Raw genomic sequence first — 19,657 nt, 5'->3', positions numbered from 1 at the left:
CTTGATCGCGGGACAAGCCCGCTCCCACCTGCCCGGCGCTGATTTCAGAGACACCGCCGTACCTGCGGGAGCTGGCTTGCCAGCGGTAGGGCCGGAGCAGGCAACTCAAGAGAGTCGCTCCCGCAGGGGCAATGTCCTGAAAGTGGACGTCGCGCCTGCTAGAACAGATCCATCGGCGCGGCTTCGTCCGCCGGCAGCGGGCTGCCGGGAATGGCGCCATTGCCCAGCTCGTCCACCGAAGGCGGCGAATCCTCGGCCTTGAACAGCTCGAAATAGGCGTTCGGCGTGCTCGGTGTGGCCGCGCGGCCGCTGACCGGGTCGACCCGCAGGCTGAGGATGCCCTCCGGCTCGGCGGGCGCGTGCTCGGGTTTGTCCTTGAGTGCAGCGCCCATGAAGCTCATCCAGATCGGCAGCGCCGCGGTGCCGCCATACTCGCGTCGGCCCAAGGTTTCCGGCTGATCGAAGCCGACCCATACGGTGGTGACGTAGTCGGCGTTGTAGCCGGTGAACCAGGCGTCCTTGGATTCGTTGGTGGTGCCGGTCTTGCCTGCCAGGTCGCTGCGACCCAGGGCCAAGGCACGGCGGCCGGTACCACGCTTGATCACGTCCTGGAGCATGCTGGTGAGGATGTAGGTGGTGCGCCCATCGATGATGCGTTCGGCTACCGCTGGCACCTGCAGCTGTGGCGTAGCCTGGCCGGCGACCACGGGCGCTTCGCCGGGCAGGGCGGAGGTGCTGATCGGTTGTTCCGGTGCGGCGATGCCGGCCTGGTCCTGGTCGCCTTGTGGGACCCGGGCCGGGTTGGCGGTGAACAGGGTCTCGCCGTTACGGCTCTCGATGCGCTCGATCAGGTACGGGCTGATCTTGTAGCCGCCGTTGGCGAAGGTGCTCCAGCCAGTGGCGATCTCCATCGGGGTGAGGGTCGCGGTACCCAAGGCCAGGGACAGGTTCGGCGGCAGGTCCTGCTTGTTGAAGCCGAACTTGGTGATGTAGTCGATGGTCTTGCCTACGCCCATCGATTGCAGCAGCCGGATCGAGACCAGGTTGCGCGACTTGTACAGCGCTTCGCGCATGCGGATCGGGCCGAGGAAGGTGTTGGTGTCGTTCTTCGGACGCCAGACCTTGTCCAGGTACTCATCGACGAACACGATCGGCGCGTCGTTCACCAAGCTGGCCGCCGTGTAGCCGCTGTCGAGCGCGGCACTGTAGACGAACGGCTTGAAGCTCGAGCCCGGCTGGCGCTTTGCCTGCATGGCGCGGTTGTAGTTGCTCTGCTCGAACGAGAAACCGCCGACTAGGGCGCGGATGGCGCCGCTGTACGGGTCGAGGGTGACCAGGGCGCTCTGCGCGCCGGGGACCTGGCTGAACTTTAGCTTACCGTCTTCCAGGCGCTGGATGCGGATCAGGTCGCCGACCTGGGCCACGTCCTTCGGCGACTGCGGAGAACGGCCCTGGGCATTGCTGTTGATGAACGGGCGGGCCCACTTCATGGTGTCCCAACCGACATGTTCCTGTTGGCCACCGCGGGTCAGCACCTGCAGGCCGTCAGCCTGCACCTGGGTAACGATGGCCGGTTCCAGGCCGCCCAGGATGCGCTGCTTGCCCAGCTCCTGCTGCCAGGCGTCGAGGGTCTTGCCCGGGAAGCGCGCCTCCGGGCCGCGATAGCCGTGGCGTTCGTCATAGGCGGACAAGCCGTTGAGCACGGCCTTGTTGGCCATTTCCTGCATGTCGCTCGGCACCGTGGTGGTGACGCGGAAACCTTCGGTGTAGGCCTCGCTGCCATAGCGGCCGACCATTTCGGCGCGGGCCATCTCGGCGATGTAGGGCGCGTTCACTTCCGGCGTCGGTACGTGGTAGCTGGCATTGAGCGGCTCGGCCAGGGCGGCTTCGTAGCTGGCCTGGTCGATCTTGCCGAGCTTGTACATGCGCCCCAGGATCCAGTCGCGACGCTCCTTGGCGCGCGCCGGGTTAGCCAACGGGTTGAAGCGCGAAGGGGCCTTGGGCAGGCCGGCGATCATGGCCATCTGCGCCAGGCTGACGTCGCGGATCGACTTGCCGTAGTACACCTGTGCCGCGGCCTCGATGCCGTAGGCGCGGTTGCCCAGGTAGATCTTGTTGACGTACAGCTCGAGGATCTCGTCCTTGGTCAGCTCGCGTTCGATCTGCAGGGCCAGGAGGATCTCGTTGGTCTTGCGCGAGAAGCTGCGCTCGCTGGTGAGGAAGTAGTTCTTCGCCACCTGCATGGTGATGGTGCTGCCGCCGGTCTGTATGTGGCCGGACTTCACCAGCTGGGTCGCGGCACGCATCAGGCTGCTCGGGTCGACCCCGTAGTGGTTGAGGAAGTTGTCGTCCTCGGCTGACAGAAGCGCCTGGATGAATTGTGGGGGGATGTCCGCGAAGCGGATCGGCGAGCGGCGCATTTCGCCAAACTCGGCAATCAGCTTGCCGTCGCTGCTGTATACCCTCAAGGGGATCTGCAACTGGATGCTTCTGAGGGACTCGACCGAGGGGAGGCTGGGGCTAAGATACAGAAACGCACCGCTCACACCGAGTACGAGCGCGCAGATGACTGCGACGAAAGACCACCAGAAGAACTTCAGCAGACGTATCAAGGCTTTTGGGTGTCCAGGTTGGGAGTGGATTGCACGCGGTCCGGCGGACAGGAAAAACGCTGGGCATTATAAGCATTTTTCGCTTTGCCGGGGTGACCGGCCGGCCTGGGCGGTCGGCTCCGGTGGCGCGGTATTGCGACAAACTGTCAGGAAAACGCCATGCTTGGACGCTTCGGCAGGGATGCCGGTTCACTGCTGGGGGTGGAAATTGCCTCCGATTCCGTTCGAATCCTTCAATTGCAAGGGCGTCACGGGCGTCGTTCGGTCGGGGCCTGGGCGCTGGAACCCTTCGAACCACCGGCGGGCGGGTGGGCTACCTGCCCCGATGTGGTAGCCGGTGCGCTGCGGCGCGCCTGGCATCGCAGCGGTAGCCGGCAACGCCAGGCGGCAGTCGCCCTGCCGGGCTCGGAGGTGATCTGCAAGGTCTGCCGGCTGCCTGCGGGTTTGTCCGAAGCCGAGATGGAGGCACAACTGCTGGTGGAGGCCGAGCGCCTGTTTCCCTTCCCCTTGCAGGACCTGGCGCTGGATTTCCAGGTATTGGAGTCTGCGGTTGACCAGGCTGGTGAAGCCCGCGTGCTGGTGGGGGCGTGCCGCCAGCAGTCTCTCGCACCCTTGGAAGAGGTGCTCGGCGGCGCCGGGCTGCAGCCCGTGGCCGTGGAGGTCGACAGCATTGCCCTGGCGCGGACCCTGCCAGCAGGCAACGGTTCGCCGGTATTGCTTCGGATCGAGCCGGACTGTGCGGTGCTGCATGGCTGGCCGGAGCCTGGTCTGCCCCAGCGGACGACGCTGCGGCTGCTCGCCTCGGAGGACCGTTCGCTGGCTGTCGAGCGGGTCGCGCAGTGGTTGCGCAGTGCCTTGTCGTCGGCCCTGTGCGAGCCTCTTCTGGTCGCCGCCGACGAAGGTTGGGTCGATGCCTTGTCCGAGCAGTTGGGCATGCCCTGCAAGGTATTCCAGCCGTTTACCCGGTTCGATCCAAGCTTGGTGCTGGCGTTGGGCCTGGCGATGGGGGATGCCCGATGAGGGTGCGCCTGAACCTGTTGCCCTGGCGCGAGCATCGCCGCCTGGCGGCCGTGCGGCGGTTCAAGACAGCGCTGGTCGTCTGTCTGCTGTTCGCGCTCGGTGGCGTGATGCTGCTGGACCACTTGGCACGCCAGCGCCTGCAGCAACAAGCCTTGGCGGCTACCGCCAGGCAAGCAGCCCTGCAACCGGTGGAGCAGGCCCTGGCGCGTATCGAGGCGCTACGTGAGCAGCGCCTGAGCATCGAAGGGCAAACCCGTGCGCTGGCGCGCTTGAGGTCCGGCCAGGGCACGGTCGTGACAATGCTGTTGGAGCTCGAACGGGTAATGCCTGACGGATTGCACCTGAGCGAGCTGCAACTCAAGGATGACGAGGTTCGGCTGTTGGGGCTGACGGCCTCTCCCGCGGTGCTCGCCCAGTTCATGCGTGACCTGACGCAGGCCTCGGTATTGCAAGGCTTGGAGTTGAAACGGTTTCGCAACCTGCCTGCCGGAGACGAGTTCCTGTTGGTCGCGCGCTTATCGGCAACTTGGTCATGAAAGGGCTGGGCGAGGCGCAGTGGTCGGAGTGGGTTGGCCGTTCACGGGGCGTCATGGTGCTTGCCCCTGGGCTGCTCATGCTGGCGGTATTTCTCCTCGGGTGGCGCCTGTTCCTGCAGGAAAACCATCGGGCCTTGCAGCAAGGCGAGACCTCAGCCGATGGCTTGCGCCTGGTGCACGAGCGCAAGGCCCAGGCCGCTCGTCAGCTGCAGCCGGCCACCGAGGCGCTGGCCGACGTGCAGCGTCAGTTGCTCGACGCGCGCTGGCGACTTTCGGCAGGGGAGGACATGAGCGACCTGTTGGACGGGTTGGCCAGCTCCGGGCACGCCTTGGGATTGGTGTTCGAGCAGCTCGATGTATTGCCTGAGGGCGCCGGGCCGGGGTACCGGGTGGTGCCGCTCGAGATCCAGGTCATTGGCACCTACCCGGCCTTGCGATCATGGCTGCAGGCGTGGCTGGATCAAGTTCGTCTGTTGCGGCCTACGCAGCTGGAATTGACCGGCGTGCAAGGTCGACCGGGTGTGCGGCGCCTGAGCTTGCAGGTCGAGTCGTACCATCCCGCAGAGGCCCTGGCGGCGCCGGCTTCGTTGGCCCATGAGCCGGCGCGGTCTGTTGCCCAGCCTGCCAGCGTGGATCTGTTCGCGCCGTGGTCGATGCAAAAGCCGCCTCGAGGCTTGGCCGGGGTTGCGCTTGCACAGGTGGAAATGGTGGGGAGCCTGTCGCGCAATGGGCGAAACCAGGCGTTGCTCCAGGCTGCGGGTCGCCTTTACCGGGTGGGCGAGGGTGACAGGTTGGGCCGGGACCAGGGCATTGTCGTGGCGGTGAGCGGCCAACAGATCGAAGTGCGTGAGCGTGTGTTCGTCGCAGGTGCCTGGCACGAGCGGACGGCATACCTGAGGCTAAGGAAGCAGGTGGGTAATGAGGTCATGGATGAGCGTGAACGGGCTGGGGAAATGGATGCTGGCGATACTCCTGACGGGCCAGGCCAGCATGGCGCTGGCCAGTCGGAATGAGCCGCTCTCGCTGAACTTCCAGGACATAGAGGTGCGTGCGGCGCTGCAGGTGCTCGCCGACTTTGCCGGTGTCAACCTGGTGGCCAGCGACACCGTGCAAGGCAACCTGACCCTGCGTCTGGAGGGGGTTCCCTGGGAGCAGGCCCTTGACCTTGTGCTGCGCAGCAAGGGCTTGGCCCGACGTGAGGAGGGCAATGTCCTGCTGGTGGCACCGGCAGCCGAGTTGGCCGAGCAATTTCGCGAAGCGCGCCTGGAGCAGGCGCTGGATGCGCAACAGCAGCCCATGCGCCGGGCATTGCTGCCGATTCACCACGCCAAGGCTGCGGACCTGGCCGAGCTGTTGCTGGCTGCACTGGCCGACGATGGCATCCTCACCGGGCGTGGCAGCCTGAGCGTGGACGCCCGCACCAACACGTTGGTGGTCTACCAGCCTGCCGATCGGCTGGCTGAACTGCGACAGTTGGTGGCGCAGTTGGACGTGCCGGTGCGCCAGGTGCTGATCGAGGCGCGTATCGTCGAGGCCAATGTCGACTATGAAAAGAGCCTGGGGGTGAAATGGGGCGCGCCGCTGCAGGGCGAGGAGGCTCGCCTGGGCAAGGATTTGTTCGTCGATCTGGGCGTGGAGCGGGCCAGTTCGGGTGTCGGGCTGGGCCTGCTACGTGGGGGCACGTTGCTGGACCTGGAACTCAGTGCCATGGAAAAGAGCGGTAACGGCGAGATCATCTCCCAGCCGAAGGTGGTCACGGCGGACAAGGAAACGGCGCGGATCCTCAAGGGTACGGAGGTCCCCTACCAGGAAACCAGCAAGAGCGGCGCCACCTCCATCTCGTTTCGCGAAGCATCGCTTTCATTGGAGGTCACGCCGCAGATCACGCCGGACGGCAAGGTGATCATGGCGGTGAGGGTGACTAAGGACGAGCCTGACTACGTCAATGCACTGAACAACGTACCGCCGATCCGCAAGAACGAGGTCAACGCCAAGGTCCGGGTGGCCGATGGCCAGACCATCGTCATCGGTGGCGTCTACTCGACCACGCAAAACAAAGTGGTCGACAAGGTGCCATTTTTAGGCGATCTGCCGTATGTTGGGCGGCTGTTTCGACGCGATGCATTACAAGAGAAAAAATCCGAGCTGCTGGTCTTCCTGACTCCGCGTATCATGAGTGACCAGGCGATTGCTGTGAGTCGTTGATTCTGTGCGAAATTTGATACTTGTGGGGCCCATGGGCGCTGGTAAAAGCACCATCGGACGCCTTTTGGCCAAAGAGCTGCGCCTGCTGTTCAAGGATTCCGACAAGGAAATCGAGCTGCGAACCGGCGCCAATATCCCGTGGATCTTCGACAAGGAAGGCGAGCCGGGTTTTCGTGACCGTGAGCAGGCCATGATCGCCGAGCTTTGCGCCCTCGATGGCGTGGTCCTGGCAACCGGTGGCGGCGCGGTGATGCGCGAGGCCAACCGCAAGGCCCTGCATGACGGCGGGCGGGTGATCTATCTGCACGCCTCGGTGGAGCAGCAGGTCGGGCGTACCGCCCGCGACCGCAACCGCCCTTTGTTGCGCACGGCCAACCCCGAGGCGACCCTGCGTGCCCTGTTGGAAACCCGGGACCCGCTGTACCGAGAGATTGCCGACCTGGTGGTGGAAACCGACGAACGGCCGCCGCGCATGGTGGTGCTCGACATTCTCGAGCGCCTGGAGAAGTTGCCGCCCCGGTAAGCCGGGACTATGCTCGGCGACCAACGCCGAGGCGGGTTGAACGTTACCGCGCGGTGTCGCCTGGACGATGCCGCGCCCTAGTACATTGTGGGGATACATGCAGACACTAAAGGTCGACCTGGGCGAACGCAGCTACCCGATCTACATTGGCGAAGGCCTGCTGGACCAGCCTGAACTGCTGGCACCGCACATTGCCGGGCGGCAGGTCGCCATCGTTTCCAACGAAACCGTCGCGCCCCTGTATCTCGAGCGCCTGAGCCGAACCCTCGGTGCCTATTCGGTGCTGCCGGTAGTGCTGCCCGATGGCGAGGCCCACAAGAACTGGCAAACCCTGCAACTGATCTTCGATGCCCTGCTCACTGCGCGCCACGACCGCCGCACCACCGTGGTGGCCCTGGGCGGTGGCGTGATCGGCGACATGGCCGGCTTTGCCGCCGCCTGCTACCAGCGTGGCGTCGACTTCATCCAGGTGCCGACCACCCTGTTGTCCCAGGTGGACTCGTCGGTAGGCGGCAAGACCGGCATCAACCACCCGTTGGGCAAGAACATGGTAGGGGCGTTCTACCAGCCCAATGCGGTCCTGATCGACACCACCAGCCTCAAGACCCTGCCCGAGCGCGAGCTGTCGGCGGGCCTGGCGGAAGTGATCAAGTACGGCCTGATCTGCGACGAGCCATTCCTGAACTGGCTCGAAGAACACATGGGTGCCCTGCGTGCCCTGGAGCCTGCTGCCCTGACCGAGGCCATCCGCCGCTCCTGCGCCGCCAAGGCGGCCGTGGTCGGTGCCGACGAGCGCGAGTCCGGCGTGCGGGCGACCCTGAACCTCGGCCACACCTTCGGCCATGCCATCGAGACCCACATGGGCTATGGCGTCTGGCTGCACGGCGAAGCCGTGGCTGCCGGCACCGTGATGGCGCTGGAAATGTCCATGCGCCTGGGCTGGATCGACCAGCCGGCGCGGGACCGTGGCATTCGCCTGCTGCAGGCCGCAGGCCTGCCGGTGGTGCCGCCCGAGGAAATGACCCCAGCGCATTTCATGGAGCACATGGCGGTCGACAAGAAGGTGCTCGACGGTCGCTTGCGCTTGGTGCTGCTGCGCCAGATGGGCGAGGCCGTGGTGACCGACGACTATCCGAAAGAGATTCTTCAAGCCACGCTGGCGGCGGACTACCGCGCGATCGTGGCCCAGCTTTGAGGTTGTGACAGCGCGATGACCAGTTTGCATGCCGATGAGGCGTTTCTCGACCACTACCAGTTGAGCCATGACCCGTTCGCACCTCGGGTGCCCGGCTTCAAGTTCTTCCCCGCCCAGCGCAAGCCGGTGCTGGGCCAGCTCCATCACCTGGCGCGCTACAGCCAGCTGATGCTGGTGGTCACCGGCCCCATGGGCAGCGGCAAGACCCTGCTGCGCCAGGCCCTGGTGGCCAGCACCAACAAACAGTCGGTGCAGAGCGTGGTGGTGTCTGCTCGCGGCGCGGGCGATGCGGCCAGCGTGCTCGGCCAAGTGGCCCAGGCGCTCGACGTGGCTCATGCCGAGGTCCAGGCCATTCTTGCCCAGGTGGTGCAATTGGCACTGACCGGCCAGGAAGTCTATTTGCTGGTGGACGATGCGGAACAACTGGACGAGTCGGCACTCCAAGCGTTGCTGGAGTTGGCGGCCGGCGTTCCTGAAGGGCGTCCGCACGTATTCCTGTTCGGCGAGCCGTCGTTGATCGCTGGCCTGGAAGGGCTCGATGCCGGTGGTGAGCGGTTCCATGTCATCGAGCTTGCCCCGTACAGCGAGGAGGAGACCCGCGAGTACCTGGAGCAGCGCCTGGATGGCGCCGGCCGAGGCATCGAGGTGTTCACCCGCGAACAGATCGTCGACATCCATGAAAACTCGGACGGCTGGCCTGGAACGATCAACCAGGTTGCCCGCGATACCTTGATCGAAGCCATGATCGCCAGCCGCAGTACGGCCAAGCGACCATCCATGGGGTTCAATATGCCTAAGAAACATGTGCTAGCGCTGTCCGCTGTCGTCGTGGTCGCGGTTGCCGCGGCGGTGCTGATGCCCAAGAAGAGCGACAAACCCGCCGAGGCGCCGGCCGCCCAGGCCCAGCTGCCTTTGGGCGAAGGCCAGCCGGCCATCGAGTTCTCCGGCTCATCGCAGCCCATGCCGCTGCCGCTGGTTGGTCAATCGCAGCCGGTGATGCGTGAGCCGCTGGCCCAGGCGGCCGGGATGGGTGACGGCGAGGAAGGCAGCCCGGCTGGCGACACCGCGCTGCAGCCGGCCACCCCTCCTACCGTGACCACCACCGCGCCGCCCCAGGGTGTGCCTGCTGGTCCTGCGCCGGCCCAGCCTGTCACCAGCGCCCCGGCCCAGACCATCGCCAGTGCTTCCCCGCAGCCGGTTGCGCCGGCACCGAAGCCTGTCGCAACCCCGTCGACCAAGCCGGTTGTACCTGCCAAGCCTGCTCCGGCACCGACCCAGGTGGCCACGGCCAAGCCTGCGGCCAAACCTGCCGCGGGCGGTTCGGGCAACAGCAGCTGGTACACCGGCCAGAAAGCCGGCAACTACGTGGTGCAGATCCTGGGGACCAGCTCCGAGGCGTCGGCCCAAGCCTTCGTCAAGGCCCAGGGTGGCGACTATCGCTACTTCAAGAAAACCCTGCAGGGCAAGCCGCTGTACGTGGTCACCTACGGTAATTTCGCCAATCGCGATGCAGCGGTTGCGGCAATCAAGAACTTGCCAGCCAAGGTCCAGGCTGGTAAACCTTGGCCTCGTACCGTCGGCAGCGTCCAACAAGAGCTGGCGGCGGCCCGCTGATACCTTCCGGGCGGCAACACCCCGCCGCCCAGTTGCAAAGCGATTCCCGACTTGCAGAGCCTGCTGCGCCTGAGCGCGGCAGGCTTTTCTGTCCCAGACTGCCGGCCACAAGCCCACTCTTGCAGTCCTGGCTGAAACGCTTCAGACTCGAGCCAAGCCGCTACCACGGCTCGTGGCGCAAAAACATTCAAAAATGCGACATAAGTTTTCATTGATGCGTCATGAAAATTTGTGGGCGTTGCTGTCCCTGTGCAACAATGGTTTCCCATTGCCCACCGCAAAAAGCTGGCGTTTGATCGGCGTGGATGGTAAGTGGTTGTACTAAAAAGAGATTTGCCTTCGTTGAGAGGCGAACCTGGTGAGAAAGTGTCTATGAAAACAGGTCTGTACCATCCCGAAGAATTCAAGGACAACTGTGGTTTCGGCCTGATCGCCCATATGACGGGCGAGGCGAGCCACCATCTTCTGCAAACCGCCATGCAGGCCCTGACCTGCATGACCCACCGCGGCGGTATCAACGCCGACGGCAAGACCGGTGACGGTTGCGGCCTGCTGATGCAGAAGCCCGATCAGTTCCTGCGTGCCGTAGCCCAGGAACACTTCGCCGTCGAGCTGCCCAAGCAGTATGCCGTCGGCATGGTGTTCTTCAACCAGGATCCGGTGAAGGCCGAAGCAGCCCGCGCCAACATGGACCGGGAAATCGTCAATGCCGGCCTGAAGCTGATCGGCTGGCGCAAGGTGCCGATAGACACCCGCGTGCTCGGCCGCCTGGCCCTGGAGCGCCTGCCGCAGATCGAGCAGGTGTTCATCGGCGGTGAAGGCCTGAGCGACCAGGAATTCGCCATCAAGCTGTTCAGCGCCCGTCGTCGCTCGTCCGTGGCCAACGCCCACGATGCTGACCACTACATCTGCAGCTTCTCGCACAAGACCATCATCTACAAAGGCCTGATGATGCCGGCGGACCTCGCCGCCTTCTTCCCGGACCTGGGCGACGAGCGCCTGAAGACCGCCATCTGCGTCTTCCACCAGCGCTTCTCCACCAACACCCTGCCGAAGTGGCCGCTGGCCCAGCCCTTCCGCTTCCTCGCCCACAACGGCGAGATCAATACCATCACCGGCAACCGCAACTGGGCCGTGGCCCGTCGCACCAAGTTCGCCAACGACCTGATCCCCGACCTCGAAGAGCTCGGCCCGCTGGTCAACCGCGTCGGTTCGGACTCCTCGAGCATGGACAACATGCTCGAGCTGATGGTCACCGGCGGCATCGACCTGTTCCGCGGCGTGCGCATGCTGGTGCCGCCGGCCTGGCAGAACGTTGAGACCATGGACGCCGACCTGCGTGCCTTCTACGAATACAACTCCATGCACATGGAGCCGTGGGACGGCCCGGCCGGCATCGTCATGACCGAAGGCCGCCACGCGGTCTGCCTGCTCGACCGTAACGGCCTGCGCCCGGCGCGTTGGGTCACCACCAAGAATGGCTACATCACCCTGGCATCGGAAATCGGCGTCTGGGACTACGAGCCCGAGGACGTCCTGGCCAAGGGCCGTGTCGGCCCGGGCCAGATCTTCGCCGTGGACACCGAGACCGGCCAGATTCTCGACACCGACGCCATCGACAACCGCCTCAAGTCGCGCCACCCGTACAAGCGCTGGCTGCGTCAGCACGCCTTGCGCATCCAGGCGACCCTGACCGACGACCAGGGCGTGGCCAGCTACGACGCCGACCAGCTCAAGCAGTACATGAAGATGTTCCAGGTCACCTTCGAAGAACGTGACCAGGTGCTGCGCCCGCTCGGTGAGCAAGGCCAGGAAGCCGTGGGCTCGATGGGCGACGACACGCCGATGGCTGTATTGTCCCAGCGCGTGCGTTCGCCGTACGACTTCTTCCGCCAGCAGTTCGCCCAGGTGACCAATCCGCCGATCGACCCGCTGCGTGAAGCGATCGTCATGTCCCTGGAGATCTGCCTGGGTGCAGAGCGCAATATCTTCCAGGAGTCCCCGGAGCATGCCTCCCGGGTGATCCTCAGCTCTCCGGTGATTTCCCCGGCCAAGTGGCGCTCGCTGATGAACCTCGAGCGCGAGGGCTTCGACCGCCAGCTGATCGACCTCAACTACGAGGAAAGCGTCGGCTTGGAAGCGGCCATTCGCAACATCGCCGACCAGGCCGAAGAGGCCGTGCGCAGCGGCAAGACCCAACTGGTGCTGAGCGACCGCTATATCGCCCCGGGCAAGCTGCCGGTACACGCTTCCCTGGCCGTCGGTGCAGTGCACCACCGCCTGACCGAGCAGGGCCTGCGGTGCGACAGCAACATCCTGGTGGAAACCGCCACCGCCCGCGACCCGCATCATTTCGCGGTGCTGATCGGCTTCGGTGCCTCTGCCGTGTACCCGTACCTGGCCTACGAAGTCCTGGCCGACCTGATCCGCACCGGTGAAGTGCTGGGCGACTTGGACGAAGTCTTCAAGTACTACCGCAAGGGTATCTCCAAGGGTCTTTTGAAGATCCTGTCGAAGATGGGTATCTCCACCATCGCCTCGTACCGTGGCGCCCAACTGTTCGAAGCCGTGGGCCTGGCCGAGGAAGTGGTCGGCCTGAGCTTCAAGGGTGTGTCCAGCCGGATCAAGGGCGCACGTTTCGTCGACCTGGAGAGCGACCAGAAGCTGCTGGCCGCCGAAGCCTGGAGTGCGCGCAAGCCGATCCAGCAGGGCGGCCTGCTCAAGTTCGTCCACGGTGGCGAATACCACGCCTACAACCCGGATGTGGTCAATACCCTGCAGGCTGCCGTGCAGCAGGGCGACTACGCCAAGTTCAAGGAATACACCACGCTGGTCGACCAGCGTCCGGTGTCGATGATCCGCGACCTGCTGAAAGTGAAGGTCGCTGACCAGGCGCTGCCGCTGGAGCAGGTCGAGCCGCTGGAAGAGATCCTCAAGCGTTTCGACTCCGCAGGCATCTCCCTCGGTGCCCTGTCGCCGGAAGCCCACGAAGCTCTGGCCGAGGCCATGAACCGCCTGGGCGCGCGCTCCAACTCCGGTGAGGGCGGCGAAGACCCGGCGCGCTACGGCACTATCAGGAGCTCGAAGATCAAGCAGGTGGCTACCGGCCGTTTCGGCGTCACCCCCGAATACCTGGTCAATGCCGAAGTGCTGCAGATCAAGGTGGCCCAGGGCGCCAAGCCCGGTGAGGGTGGCCAGCTGCCCGGCGGCAAGGTCAATGGCCTGATCGCCCGCCTGCGCTATGCCGTGCCGGGCGTGACCTTGATTTCGCCACCGCCGCACCATGACATCTACTCAATCGAAGACCTGGCCCAGCTGATCTACGACCTCAAGCAGGTCAATCCGCAGGCCCTGGTATCGGTCAAGCTCGTGGCCGAGGCGGGGGTGGGCACCATCGCCGCTGGCGTGGCCAAGGCCTATGCCGACCTAATCACCATCTCCGGCTACGACGGTGGCACCGGCGCTTCGCCGCTGACGTCCATCAAGTATGCCGGTGCCCCATGGGAGCTGGGCCTGGCCGAAACCCACCAGACCCTGCGCGGCAACGACCTGCGCGGCAAGGTGCGGGTACAGACCGACGGCGGCCTGAAAACCGGCCTGGATGTGATCAAGGCCGCCATCCTCGGCGCCGAGAGCTTCGGCTTCGGCACCGCGCCGATGATCGCCCTGGGCTGCAAGTACCTGCGCATCTGCCACTTGAACAACTGCGCCACCGGCGTGGCCACCCAGAACGACAAGCTGCGCAAGGACCACTACATCGGCACCGTCGACATGGTGGTGAACTTCTTCACCTTCGTCGCCGAGGAGACCCGCGAATGGCTGGCCAAGCTGGGCGTGCGCAGCCTGGGCGAGCTGATCGGCCGCACCGACCTGCTGGAAGTGCTGCCTGGCGACACCGAGCGCCAGCAGTACCTGGATCTTTCGCCGCTGCTGGGCAGCGCCCACGTTCCGGCCGACAAGCCGCAGTTCTGTGAAGTCGAAAAGAACCCGCCGTTCGACAAGGGCGAGCTGGCCGAGAAGATGGTCGAGATGGCCCTGCCGGCCGTTCGCGACTTGGCCGGTGGCGAGTTCAGCCTGGATATCTGCAACTGCGACCGCTCCATCGGTGCGCGTGTCTCCGGCGAAATCGCCCGCCTGCATGGCAACCAGGGCATGGCCGGCGCGCCGATCACCTTCCGCTTCAAGGGCACCGCAGGCCAGAGCTTCGGCGTATGGAACGCCGGTGGCCTGAACCTGCACCTGGAAGGCGACGCCAACGACTACGTGGGCAAGGGCATGACCGGTGGCAAGCTGACCATCGTGCCGCCTGCCGGCAGCCCGTTCGAAACCCAGGACAGCGCCATCATCGGCAACACCTGCCTGTATGGCGCCACCGGCGGCAAGCTGTTCGCGGCCGGCACCGCGGGCGAGCGCTTCGCTGTGCGTAACTCCGGCGCCCACGCTGTGGTCGAGGGTACCGGCGATCACTGCTGTGAATACATGACCGGCGGCTTTGTCTGCGTCCTGGGCAAGACCGGTTACAACTTCGGTTCTGGCATGACGGGCGGTTTCGCCTACGTGCTCGACATGGACAACACCTTCGTCGACAAACTCAACCACGAGCTGGTGGAAATCCAGCGGATCAGTGGCGAGGCGATGGAGGCCTACCGTAGCCACCTGGCGCGGGTCCTTGCCGAATACGTGGAAGAGACCGGCAGCGAGTGGGGGCGCGAGCTCTCGGAGAACCTGGACGACTACGTGCGGCGCTTCTGGCTGGTCAAGCCGAAGGCGGCCAACCTCAAGCAACTGCTGTCCAGCACCCGTGCCAACCCGCAGTAACAACAGCTGCAAGTGGCAAGCCCCATGCGCGGGGCTTGCCCGGCTCAAGTGATCGTCTTGCAGCTTGCGGCCCAGGCCAGCAACTGCGGTATAGAGGTTTTGAAAAATGGCTGAACGTCTGAACAACGACTTCCAGTTCATCGAAGTAGGGCGCAAGGACCCCAAGAAGAAGCTCCTGCGCCAGCGCAAGAAGGAGTTCGTGGAAATCTACGAACCTTTCAAGCCGCAACAGTCCGTGGAGCAGGCACACCGCTGCCTGGGCTGCGGCAACCCGTATTGCGAGTGGAAGTGCCCGGTGCACAACTTCATCCCCAACTGGTTGAAGCTGGTGTCCGAGGGCAACATCCTCGCGGCGGCGGAACTGTCGCACCAGACCAACACCCTGCCGGAAGTGTGTGGCCGCGTGTGCCCGCAGGACCGCCTCTGCGAAGGTGCCTGCACGCTCAACGACGGTTTCGGCGCGGTGACCATCGGCTCGGTGGAGAAGTACATCACCGACACCGCCTTCGCCATGGGCTGGCGCCCGGACATGTCCAAGGTCAAGCCGACCGGCAAGCGCGTCGCGATCATCGGCGCGGGCCCGGCGGGCCTGGGGTGTGCCGACGTGCTGGTACGTGCCGGTGTGACCCCGGTGGTGTTCGACCGCAACCCGGAGATCGGTGGCCTGCTGACCTTCGGCATCCCCGAGTTCAAGCTGGAAAAGACCGTGCTCAGCAACCGCCGCGAAGTTTTCACCGGCATGGGCATCGAGTTCCGCCTGAACACCGAGGTGGGCAAGGACATCACCATGGAACAGCTGCTCGCCGATTATGACGCGGTGTTCATGGGCATGGGCACCTACACCTACATGAAGGGCGGCTTCCCCGGCGAAGACCTGCCAGGTGTGCATGACGCCCTGGACTTCCTGATCGCCAACGTCAACCGCAACCTGGGCTTCGAGAAGTCGCCGGAAGATTTCGTCGACATGCAGGGCAAGAAGGTCGTGGTACTGGGCGGCGGCGACACCGCGATGGACTGCAACCGCACGTCGATCCGCCAGGGCGCCAAGTCGGTGACCTGTGCCTACCGCCGTGACGAAGCCAACATGCCGGGTTCGCGCCGCGAGGTGAAGAACGCCAAGGAAGAGGGCGTGAAGTTCCTCTACAACCGTCAGCCCATCGCCATCGTCGGCGAGGACAAGGTCGAAGGCGTGAAGGTGGTCGAGACCCGTCTGGGTGAGCCGGATGCCCGTGGCCGTCGCAGCCCCGAGCCGATTCCGGGTTCCGAGGAGATCCTGCCGGCCGATGCCGTGGTGATCGCCTTCGGCTTCCGCCCGAGCCCGGCGCCGTGGTTCGAGCAGCATGGTATCCAGTTGGACAGCCAAGGCCGCGTGGTGGCGCCGGAGAAGGGCAAGTTCAAGCACCAGACCAGCAACCCGAAAGTGTTCGCCGGTGGTGACATGGTGCGTGGTTCGGACCTGGTGGTGACGGCGATCTTCGAGGGGCGTACGGCGGCTGAAGGTATTCTGGACTACTTGGAAGTCTGATCCCTCGCTATCGCGGGACAAGCCCGCTCCTACAGGTATTGCGCAATCCCTGTAGGAGCGGGCTTGTCCCGCGATGCTTTTGTATACAAAAAACCTTGATCTACGGCATTCAATAGACAAACAGCCGTGCCTTTTCCCTGTGCGTCTGAGAAAATGCCCGCACTTTTTTGCTGGATGCCGACATGACTGCCCTGAAGAACGATCGTTTCCTGCGTGCACTGCTCAAGCAACCCGTAGACGTCACCCCGGTCTGGATGATGCGCCAGGCCGGCCGCTACCTCCCGGAGTACCGCGCCAGCCGCGCCAAGGCCGGTGACTTCATGAGCCTGTGCATGAACCCACAGTTCGCCTGCGAGGTCACCCTGCAGCCGCTGGACCGCTACCCGCTGGACGCGGCGATCCTCTTCTCGGACATCCTCACCATCCCCGACGCCATGGGCCAGGGCCTGTATTTCGAGGCCGGCGAAGGCCCGCGTTTCAAGAAGGTCGTCAGTACCCTGGCCGACATCGAGGCGCTGCCGATCCCCGATCCGCACAAGGACCTGGGCTATGTGATGGACGCCGTCAGCACCATTCGCCGCGAGCTCAACGGTCGCGTGCCGCTGATCGGCTTCTCCGGTAGCCCCTGGACACTGGCCACCTACATGGTCGAAGGCGGTTCCTCCAAGGACTTCCGCAAGACCAAGGCCATGCTCTACGACAACCCCCAGGCGATGCACCTGTTGCTGGACAAGCTGGCCCAGTCGGTCACCAGTTACCTCAATGGCCAGATCCAGGCCGGTGCCCAGGCGGTGCAGATCTTCGACACCTGGGGCGGCAACCTGTCGGCAGCGGCCTACCAGGAGTTTTCCCTGGCCTACATGCGCAAGATCGTCAGCGGCCTGATCCGCGAACACGACGGGCGCAAGGTGCCGGTGATCCTGTTCACCAAGAACGGCGGCATCTGGCTGGAAAGCATCGCCGAAGCCGGCGCCGATGCCCTGGGCCTGGACTGGACCTGCGAAATCGGCGATGCCCGTCGCCGCGTGGGCGACAAGGTCGCGCTGCAAGGCAACATGGACCCGACCGTGCTGTACGCCAAGCCCGAGGCCATTCGCCAGGAAGTGGCGCGGATTCTCGAAAGCTACGGGCATGGCAGCGGCCATGTGTTCAACCTGGGGCATGGCATTACCCCGGAAGTAGACCCGGAGCATGCCGGGGTGTTCATCAACGCAGTGCATGAGTTGTCGGCTCGGTATCACGGCTGAACCGAGGCGAGGGGTTCTCCTGCAATAGGAGAACCCTATTTGTTTAAAAGAACTTCCGTTGCAATACGTTATATTGATCTCGTGAGTTCACTATTGCTGCGCTTATTGGGTGCGTTGGCGAGGAAAGAGAGTCTTTGTTAATAAAGATGACTTGCTCGAACCAATGGGCGTGGCTATACCTACTAATCTTGCGGGTTCTGTAGAACTTTCCTACATCTAGAACTCTGATGGCGTAGTTAGATTGCGATCGTCGCTTGCACCGGATTTTATCGGGTGCTTGCTGGCCACTAGCGTCTAATAATTTCTTCGGAGTTTTCTTGTGACTACCAGAAATGTAATGCACAAAGGGTTCGCCTTGAGCGGCCTTTGCGCGGCTGTCCTTGGTGCTGGCCTGCACGCGCAAGTTGCCAACGCGCATGGTCATACCACCGAGCCGCCTTCTCGTGCCTATCTTTGCCAGCTGGGCAAGAATACCGGTTGTGGCGGAGCGGCAAGCGAGCCCCAGTCTGTCAGTGAAGTTGCCAAGGGGTTTCCGGCCGGCGGCCCTGTTGATGGGAAAATCGCCAGTGGTGGTAAGCGTCCTGACTTTGCTCTACTCGATGAGCAATCCGCCAATCGTTGGCATTTGACGCCAATCACCGACCGCAATGTCGCGTTCGATTGGTTCTACACCGCAGGTCACCCAACGACGAAGTGGGAATACTTCATTACCAAGAACGGGTGGAACCCCAATGCGCCATTGAGTCGCAGTGCGTTCGAGCTCACGCCTTTCTGCGAAGTGGATGGTCATGGTAAACCGGCCCGTGGCCAAGGTAACCCAACCCACGGACCTGCTATCGAAAAGCATCAATGCACCCTGCCTGCCGATCGCTCTGGGCACCATATCATCCTCGGCGTATGGACCGTTGCCGACACCGGCAATGCCTTCCACAACGTAATGGATGTGGATATTCAACTCGATGGCGGTCCAGCGCCGGAGTGGCCCCGCATTGCCGATATCAAACCTGTTTTCGATATGAAAGTCGGCGAAAAAATGATCGCGCGGGCATTCCAAGGTACTACGGAAAATAAGGAATACAGTGTCGGTATCACCGTCGATACGCCCGAGGAAGGTAAGGCAGGTAATTGGACCTACAAACTCGCCAAGCGTATCAATGAGACACAGACACTGGTGCGTGCCGGCAAACTCGATGCGGATGGCACTATTGAGCCCGTGCCGGGCGTAAATACCATCTTTGCCAAGCCAGAAACCGGGATCACCAATTACTTCTTCGCCTTGGAAGCTGCGCCAGGCGAGGACCACTACATGAAGTTGAATGGTCTGCAGCCGGAGTACACATTGAAAGACGGCAAGACCAGCCTGAAATTCAATGTCATCACCAGCGTCAATGAGCTGAAGGTCAAGGCCCAGTTGCTCGATGAATCCAACAAGCCAGTCGGTGTGGCTGAGGGCAAAGCGACTGGCGGCGCTGGCGCCATCGTGCTCGACGCCTCCAGCCAAGAAGGCACTCATACGCTCAAAGTCGTGGGTACGGACGCACATAAACGTGTGTTGCTACAAGAAACGTACAGCGTCCAGTTGAAGGCCGCAGGCGCTGTCGAGTACGACTTCGAGTACCCGCAATCGATCGGCAGCTACCAGGAAGGCACTAAAGTGCTGCAGCCCAAGACTGGCGACGTTTTCGAGTGTAAGCCATTCCCTTACAGCGGCTGGTGCAACAACCCTAGCGCTATCCACTACGAGCCTGGTTTCGGCAGCAACTGGGCCGATGCCTGGAACAAACTCTAACCGATTGAACCGGGTACCCCGTTAACGGGGTGCTCGGTTTCGTCGCGGTAATGCCTATGCGAGCACAAAAGTATTGCTGGCAGCAGATCATCCTGCACTGGATCTCTGCCGTGGTCATCCTCTGGGTGTTGATCAGCGGCTTCGCTGTCGCGCACCTCGATGTTGGCGCTCCCACCTTCCATTGGGTCGCGTTCTTCAATGTCGCCCTGACCACGCTGTTCATCCCGGTCTTTCTGGTTCGTTGGTGGCTGCGCGTGATCAAGCCTGTGCCGAAGAGCCTCCATGACGACCCCCGCAATCGCCGTATCGCCCATGTCGTGCACGAAGCCCTGTACTGGACCATTGCCGCCGTATTGTTGTCCGGCGTGCTGATGATGGATCGCGACATCGAGGTCTTCGGCTGGTTCGCTGTCCCCCCTGTACTGAGCGATCCGTTCTGGCACCGGGTCTGGTTCAACTTCCACATCGCATCCTGCCTGCTGCTTGCCCTGGGCGTGGCGATGCACATCGCCGCCGTGGTGCTGCATGAGCTGTGCGGGCGGCGCGTGCTTCGGCGGATGCTGCCCTGAACCC

The 19,657-nt window shown here is 63.6% G+C and carries 13 protein-coding genes; 12 read left to right on the top strand and 1 reads right to left on the bottom strand.

The genetic code is table 11. The annotated features are described in order from the left end of the window. Positions 1-158 precede the first annotated feature (158 nt). Positions 159-2,609: a penicillin-binding protein 1A gene (locus tag K8374_RS22385; RefSeq protein ID WP_411969667.1), complete on the bottom strand. Its 2,451-nt coding sequence runs from the start codon at positions 2,607-2,609 to the stop codon at positions 159-161. A gap of 162 nt (positions 2,610-2,771) precedes the next feature. Here K8374_RS22385 and pilM point away from each other — a divergent pair, with 162 nt between their 5' ends. From pilM to K8374_RS22325, 12 genes are all read left to right on the top strand, one after another. Then, on the top strand, positions 2,772-3,632 hold the full coding sequence (gene pilM, locus K8374_RS22380) for a type IV pilus biogenesis protein PilM (protein ID WP_224457247.1): 861 nt from the start codon (positions 2,772-2,774) through the stop codon (positions 3,630-3,632). Beyond that, entirely contained in the window at positions 3,629-4,168 is a 540-nt protein-coding gene (locus K8374_RS22375) for a PilN domain-containing protein (protein ID WP_224457246.1), read from the top strand. The genes pilM and K8374_RS22375 overlap by 4 nt, the downstream gene beginning before the upstream one ends. Beyond that, on the top strand, positions 4,165-5,181 hold the full coding sequence (locus tag K8374_RS22370) for a pilus assembly protein PilP (RefSeq protein ID WP_224457245.1): 1,017 nt from the start codon (positions 4,165-4,167) through the stop codon (positions 5,179-5,181). Before K8374_RS22375 ends, K8374_RS22370 begins: the two co-directional genes overlap by 4 nt. Next, entirely contained in the window at positions 5,087-6,373 is a 1,287-nt protein-coding gene (locus K8374_RS22365; protein ID WP_224457244.1) for a type IV pilus secretin PilQ, read from the top strand. The genes K8374_RS22370 and K8374_RS22365 overlap by 95 nt, the downstream gene beginning before the upstream one ends. Positions 6,374-6,377: 4 nt before the next feature. After that, on the top strand, positions 6,378-6,896 hold the full coding sequence (gene aroK, locus K8374_RS22360; RefSeq protein WP_084853842.1) for a shikimate kinase AroK: 519 nt from the start codon (positions 6,378-6,380) through the stop codon (positions 6,894-6,896). Between the two features lie 97 nt (positions 6,897-6,993). Continuing rightward, a complete protein-coding gene (gene aroB, locus K8374_RS22355) occupies positions 6,994-8,091 on the top strand; it encodes a 3-dehydroquinate synthase (RefSeq protein ID WP_224457243.1) in 1,098 nt (365 codons plus the stop codon). A gap of 15 nt (positions 8,092-8,106) precedes the next feature. Further along, positions 8,107-9,705, top strand: coding sequence for an SPOR domain-containing protein (locus K8374_RS22350; RefSeq protein WP_224457242.1), 1,599 nt, complete (start codon positions 8,107-8,109; stop codon positions 9,703-9,705). A 372-nt stretch (positions 9,706-10,077) separates the two neighbouring features. Continuing rightward, positions 10,078-14,523 (top strand): glutamate synthase large subunit, encoded by a 4,446-nt coding sequence (gene gltB, locus K8374_RS22345; protein WP_224457241.1) that lies wholly within the window; start codon positions 10,078-10,080, stop codon positions 14,521-14,523. Between the two features lie 106 nt (positions 14,524-14,629). Next, positions 14,630-16,048 (top strand): FAD-dependent oxidoreductase, encoded by a 1,419-nt coding sequence (locus tag K8374_RS22340; protein WP_196144082.1) that lies wholly within the window; start codon positions 14,630-14,632, stop codon positions 16,046-16,048. 182 nt (positions 16,049-16,230) lie between these two features. Then, positions 16,231-17,295, top strand: a complete 1,065-nt coding sequence (gene hemE, locus K8374_RS22335) for a uroporphyrinogen decarboxylase (RefSeq protein WP_224457240.1) — start codon at positions 16,231-16,233, stop codon at positions 17,293-17,295. 337 nt (positions 17,296-17,632) lie between these two features. Continuing rightward, a complete protein-coding gene (locus tag K8374_RS22330; RefSeq protein WP_224457239.1) occupies positions 17,633-19,084 on the top strand; it encodes a lytic polysaccharide monooxygenase in 1,452 nt (483 codons plus the stop codon). Between the two features lie 56 nt (positions 19,085-19,140). Beyond that, entirely contained in the window at positions 19,141-19,653 is a 513-nt protein-coding gene (locus K8374_RS22325; RefSeq protein WP_224457238.1) for a cytochrome b, read from the top strand. The last annotated feature ends 4 nt before the right edge of the window (positions 19,654-19,657 follow it).

Source organism: Pseudomonas sp. p1(2021b) (genome assembly GCF_020151015.1).
Lineage (GTDB): Bacteria > Pseudomonadota > Gammaproteobacteria > Pseudomonadales > Pseudomonadaceae > Aquipseudomonas > Aquipseudomonas putida_K.
This window is presented reverse-complemented; position numbering and strand designations above follow the sequence as displayed.

What these genes read in the sequence shown, in the direction of transcription:
- pilM (WP_224457247.1), top strand. Translation starts at nt 2,772, where the DNA reads ATGCTTGGACGCTTCGGCAGGGATGCCGGTTCACTGCTGGGGGTGGAA.
- K8374_RS22375 (WP_224457246.1), top strand. Translation starts at nt 3,629, where the DNA reads ATGAGGGTGCGCCTGAACCTGTTGCCCTGGCGCGAGCATCGCCGCCTG.
- K8374_RS22370 (WP_224457245.1), top strand. Translation starts at nt 4,165, where the DNA reads ATGAAAGGGCTGGGCGAGGCGCAGTGGTCGGAGTGGGTTGGCCGTTCA.
- K8374_RS22365 (WP_224457244.1), top strand. Translation starts at nt 5,087, where the DNA reads ATGAGGTCATGGATGAGCGTGAACGGGCTGGGGAAATGGATGCTGGCG.
- aroB (WP_224457243.1), top strand. Translation starts at nt 6,994, where the DNA reads ATGCAGACACTAAAGGTCGACCTGGGCGAACGCAGCTACCCGATCTAC.
- K8374_RS22350 (WP_224457242.1), top strand. Translation starts at nt 8,107, where the DNA reads ATGACCAGTTTGCATGCCGATGAGGCGTTTCTCGACCACTACCAGTTG.
- gltB (WP_224457241.1), top strand. Translation starts at nt 10,078, where the DNA reads ATGAAAACAGGTCTGTACCATCCCGAAGAATTCAAGGACAACTGTGGT.
- K8374_RS22340 (WP_196144082.1), top strand. Translation starts at nt 14,630, where the DNA reads ATGGCTGAACGTCTGAACAACGACTTCCAGTTCATCGAAGTAGGGCGC.
- hemE (WP_224457240.1), top strand. Translation starts at nt 16,231, where the DNA reads ATGACTGCCCTGAAGAACGATCGTTTCCTGCGTGCACTGCTCAAGCAA.
- K8374_RS22330 (WP_224457239.1), top strand. Translation starts at nt 17,633, where the DNA reads ATGCACAAAGGGTTCGCCTTGAGCGGCCTTTGCGCGGCTGTCCTTGGT.
- K8374_RS22325 (WP_224457238.1), top strand. Translation starts at nt 19,141, where the DNA reads ATGCGAGCACAAAAGTATTGCTGGCAGCAGATCATCCTGCACTGGATC.